The organism is uncultured Shewanella sp. (assembly GCF_947495455.1).
Classification (GTDB): domain Bacteria; phylum Pseudomonadota; class Gammaproteobacteria; order Enterobacterales; family Shewanellaceae; genus Shewanella.
In genome coordinates this window covers 1-4610 of sequence record NZ_CANLZC010000192.1, presented here as the reverse complement: position 1 = coordinate 4610, position 4610 = coordinate 1, and the positions used below count along the sequence as shown (strand labels likewise).

Here is a 4610-nt window from a genome sequence, read left to right as displayed (position 1 = left end):
AAGTTCCCAAATAAAATCAACTTCCTGGGAATCACCTGTGAGTAAAAAAACTGGGGATTCATCAGTCACGGGTATATTTATAAGCACAACTGTGTTTAAATAATGAGTGAAAGAAGTAACAGGAAGGCTGTGAGTGGCAAAGCCAGTTTTGTTTCGATTAACTCAAGGTGACATTGATTGTTGATTAAGCCAGTAAGGCATTCTTACTGGTTTTTTGTTGTTTTTTCGTCACATTTTAAATTGTAACCAAAAGTAAAACATATTGTGTCATTGGCCGATAAAGGTAAACTAAAAGCAAATATAAAAAGGTTGTTTGGGAAGGGAATGAAAAAAATACTGGTTTTTTTTGTCTTGGTACTGCTGGGTTTAGGTTACCATTTTTTGAACGAAGAACATAGCGCACAAGCTAAACCTCGTTCTTTAGTGAATGTTGTGGTGGCGAAAGCCTCATTGGGGCCAATTCGAGAAGAAGTCGAAGCATTAGGTACCACACAAGCGAATGAATCAATGACTGTCACGTCAAAAGTCAGCGATGTGATCACGAAAGTAAATTTTAATGACGGTGATAGGGTTAAAAAAGGTCAGCTACTTGTGCAGCTTCACGATGAAGGCCAAGCGGCCCAAGTCACTATTGCAAAAGTACAGTTACATGATCATAAACGCGAATTTGACCGTATTCGCGAATTAGTCACCTCCCAAACAGTTGCAGGCTCAGAACGGGATCGATTACAAACGGCGATTGATACCGCGAATGCCCAATTGTTAGAAGCGCAGGCCGCATTAGCCGATAGACAAATTAAAGCCCCATTTTCTGGCGTATTAGGTTTACGTCGCGTTAGTGTCGGCGCATTGGTCTCTCCCGGTGACGAAATTACCACTTTAGATGATATTTCCATTATTAAATTAGACTTTTCTGTTCCAGAGCGCTTTTTACAAGCCATTAAAATTGGCCAAAAAGTGGAAGCTAACGCTATGGCATACGGTGATGAACCTTTTATTGGTCAAGTGACTTCAATTGACAGCCGAGTCAATCCTGCCACTCGCGCTGTGATTGTCAGAACAGAAATCCCCAATGCTAAGGGGCGGTTATTACCCGGTATGTTAATGAAAGTGAAATTGATTAAAGCCAGTCGAGAGGCGCTGATATTACCTGAGTCAGCGATTATTCCTGTTCAAGATAGGCATTATGTTTATGTGGTTGACAGTGAAGGCGTGGTGAGTCGTCAATTAGTGGAACTTGGCATACGTAAACGAGGATGGGTTGAAATTTTAAGCGGTATAAAGCTTGAGCAACAGGTGATAGTGAGGGGGATTTTAAAAGTGCGTCCTGGGGATAAAGTCAAGGTGTCTTTTAGTGAAAATTTTAGTTTTTTAGAGCAAGCTAAGGTTGAGCCCATCGCATGATATTAACAGATCTTTCGGTTAAGCGGCCGGTATTCGCTTCTGTGATCAGTATCTTGCTTATTGTGTTTGGCTTAGTGGCTTTTGATAAACTGCCATTACGTGAATACCCTGATATTGACCCGCCAATTGTGTCTATTCAAACCAACTATCGCGGCGCTTCGGCCTCTGTGGTGGAAACCCGTATCACGCAGTTAATTGAAGACAGAATAAGCGGGGTTGAAGGGATTCGGAATATTAATTCATCCAGTAGTGATGGACGCTCTGATATCACGATTGAATTTGGTGTCGGCAGGGATATTGAAGCGGCGGCGAATGATATACGTGATAGAATTTCAGGTTTACTCAATAATTTGCCAGAAGAGTCCGATCCTCCAGAAGTCGAAAAAGCCAACGGAGGAGATGAAGTGATTATGTGGTTAAATTTGGTCTCAGATCAAATGAATACCATGCAATTGACCGATTATGCGAGGCGCTATTTAGTCGATCGTTTTTCTGTATTAGATGGTGTGGCGAACATACGCTTGGGGGGAGGGAAAGTCTATGCCATGCGTATTTGGATTGATAGGCAAGCCTTAGCGGCGCGCCATTTAACGGTGAATGATATCGAGTCGGCATTGCGGGAAGAAAATGTGGAATTACCCGCTGGGAGTATTGAGTCAAAAGATAGGCATTTTACGGTGCGCTTAGAACGCAGTTTTAATAATGCTGATGACTTTGCCAATCTAGTGCTTAAAGAGGGAGAAGATGGCTATTTAGTGAAATTAGGCGATGTGGCTAAAGTCGAAATAGGTTCTGAAGAAGAGCGGATCCTATTTCGTGGTAATCGCGAGTCTATGATTGGTCTTGGGATCTCAAAGCAATCCACGGCCAACACTTTATCAGTGGCTCGCGCAGCTAATGCATTAGCGGATAAAATTAATCCGACGTTACCGGCGGGCATGTCCATAAAGCGCTCTTATGACAGTTCGGTATTTATTGAATCATCGGTTAAAGAGGTTTATCAAACGCTTTTTATCGCTCTCTTTTTAGTGATCATTGTTATCTATCTGTTTTTAGGCAGTGTCAGAGCCATGTTGATCCCTGCTTTAACTGTGCCTGTGTCATTGATGGCAACGTTTATCGTATTGTATAGCTTAGGGTTTACGATTAACTTACTGACATTATTGGCTATGATTTTAGCCATTGGCATGGTGGTTGATGATGCCATTGTGATGCTAGAAAATGTCCATAGGCGCATAGAAGAAGGCGACTCACCACTGAAAGCGGCTTTTTTAGGTGGCCGTGAAGTGGGCTTTGCCATTGTCGCGACCACATTAGTATTAGTGTCGGTTTTTATGCCCATTAGCTTTTTAGAAGGTGATTTAGGTAAGTTGTTTAAAGAGTTTGCTGTGGCAATGAGCGCGGCGGTGATTTTTTCCAGTATTGTGGCATTAAGCTTAAGTCCTATGATGTGCTCTAAGCTATTACAACCGACGAGTGAGTCGCCTTGGTTAGTGCAAAAAATTGATGGGGGAATGGATAAATTATCGAGCCAATATCGAAAAAGTTTACTCTATTTAATGAAACATCCTTATTTAGTCACATCTGTTGTATTGATTGCTTTAGCTTGCAGTGGTTATTTAATGACGAAAATACCACAGGAGTTTGCTCCAAGAGAAGACAGAGGTTCTCTATTTTTAATTGTTAATGGCCCTGAAGGGGCGAGTTTTGAATATATTGAACCTTATATGGATGAAATTGAAAATAGGCTTATGCCTTTGGTTGAAGCGGGTGAGATAAAGCGTTTATTGATTCGAGCACCGCGATCTTTTGGTACCAGCGCTAATTTTTCAAATGGCATGGCGATTATTGTACTGGAAGACTGGGGGCAGCGCAGAGGTGTGGGTGAGATTATTAATGATATTCGAGCCAGATTGAATGATTTAGCGGGGGTAAGAGCCTTTCCTGTCACGAGGCAAGCGTTTGGTCGAGGCGTGGGTAAGCCCGTGCAATTTGTGTTAGGCGGTACTAGCTATGAAGAGTTGGCACATTGGCGCGATATCATGTTTGAAAAAGCTAAAGACTACCCAAGCTTAGTGGGTTTAGATGATGATTATAAAGAAACAAAACCTCAGTTAAAGGTGATAATCGATAAAGATAGGGCCGCGGCGCTCGGTGTTTCTATTTCTCATATTGGCCAAACATTGGAGACGATGTTGGGTTCTCGTTTGGTGACCACATTTATGCAAGATGGACGTGAATATGATGTGATTATTGAAGGAGAGCGTGATACGCAAAACACTGCAGAAGATCTGGAAAATATCTATGTACGTTCAGACAGAAGCCAAGAGCTGATCCCCTTGTCTAATCTAGTGTCGGTGGAAGAGTTTGCTGATGCTAGCACACTGAATCGCTATAATCGTATGCGCTCCATTACCTTAGAAGCTAATCTGGCAGAAGGTTACAGTTTAGGGCAAGCATTGGATGATTTAAATGAGATTGCTTATACCTATTTACCCGCAGAAGCTGTGATCAGCTATAAAGGGCAATCATTGGATTATAAAGAGTCCGGTGATTCGATGTACTTCGTGTTTGTGTTGGCTTTAGGTGTGGTATTTTTGGTGTTAGCTGCGCAGTTTGAAAGTTTCGTGCATCCATTTGTGATCATGCTCACTGTGCCTTTAGCAACGTTAGGGGCCCTAGTTGGCTTATGGCTCACCGATCAAAGCCTGAATATTTACAGTCAAATCGGTATTATTATGTTGGTTGGATTAGCGGCGAAGAACGGTATTTTAATTGTCGAATTTATTAATCAGCTAAGAGATAAGGGGTTAGCCTTTACTGATGCGATAATTCATGCGTCGAGTCAGCGATTAAGACCGATTTTAATGACGGGGATCACGACAGCCATAGGTGCACTGCCTTTAGTGATGGCCGTAGGGGCAGGCGCCGAAACTCGGTTTGTCATTGGTGTGGTGGTGCTTGCAGGCATTACATTGGCCACTTTCTTTACATTATTTGTTATTCCTGTGGCTTATTCTATTTTATCTAAAGGCTCAGGCTCACCTGAGCGGGTTGCTAAACAGCTTGAAATCGAATTAGCACAGTAGTGAGATAAAATGTGTTTTAAAAAGAAAAAGGCGCTACGGCGTAATGCCGATCATTTAACGATTTATTGATCGGTTGACTGATCGTTTAAATGCGTCAAAATCCGAGTCCTATCTCTA

General features: G+C 42.2%; 2 protein-coding genes. Both read left to right on the top strand.

All coding sequences use genetic code 11. The features are described from left to right. Positions 1 to 324 precede the first annotated feature (324 nt). Positions 325 to 1404 carry an efflux RND transporter periplasmic adaptor subunit gene (locus Q0791_RS24510; protein WP_299011885.1) on the top strand — a complete coding sequence of 360 codons (1080 nt, stop codon included), beginning with the start codon at positions 325 to 327 and terminating at the stop codon, positions 1402 to 1404. Next, positions 1401 to 4493, top strand: a complete 3093-nt coding sequence (locus tag Q0791_RS24505; RefSeq protein ID WP_299011884.1) for an efflux RND transporter permease subunit — start codon at positions 1401 to 1403, stop codon at positions 4491 to 4493. The genes Q0791_RS24510 and Q0791_RS24505 overlap by 4 nt, the downstream gene beginning before the upstream one ends. The last annotated feature ends 117 nt before the right edge of the window (positions 4494 to 4610 follow it).

Bases quoted from the DNA above. Each gene is read 5' to 3' on its own strand.
- Q0791_RS24510 (WP_299011885.1), top strand. From the start codon at position 325: ATGAAAAAAATACTGGTTTTTTTTGTCTTGGTACTGCTGGGTTTAGGT.
- Q0791_RS24505 (WP_299011884.1), top strand. From the start codon at position 1,401: ATGATATTAACAGATCTTTCGGTTAAGCGGCCGGTATTCGCTTCTGTG.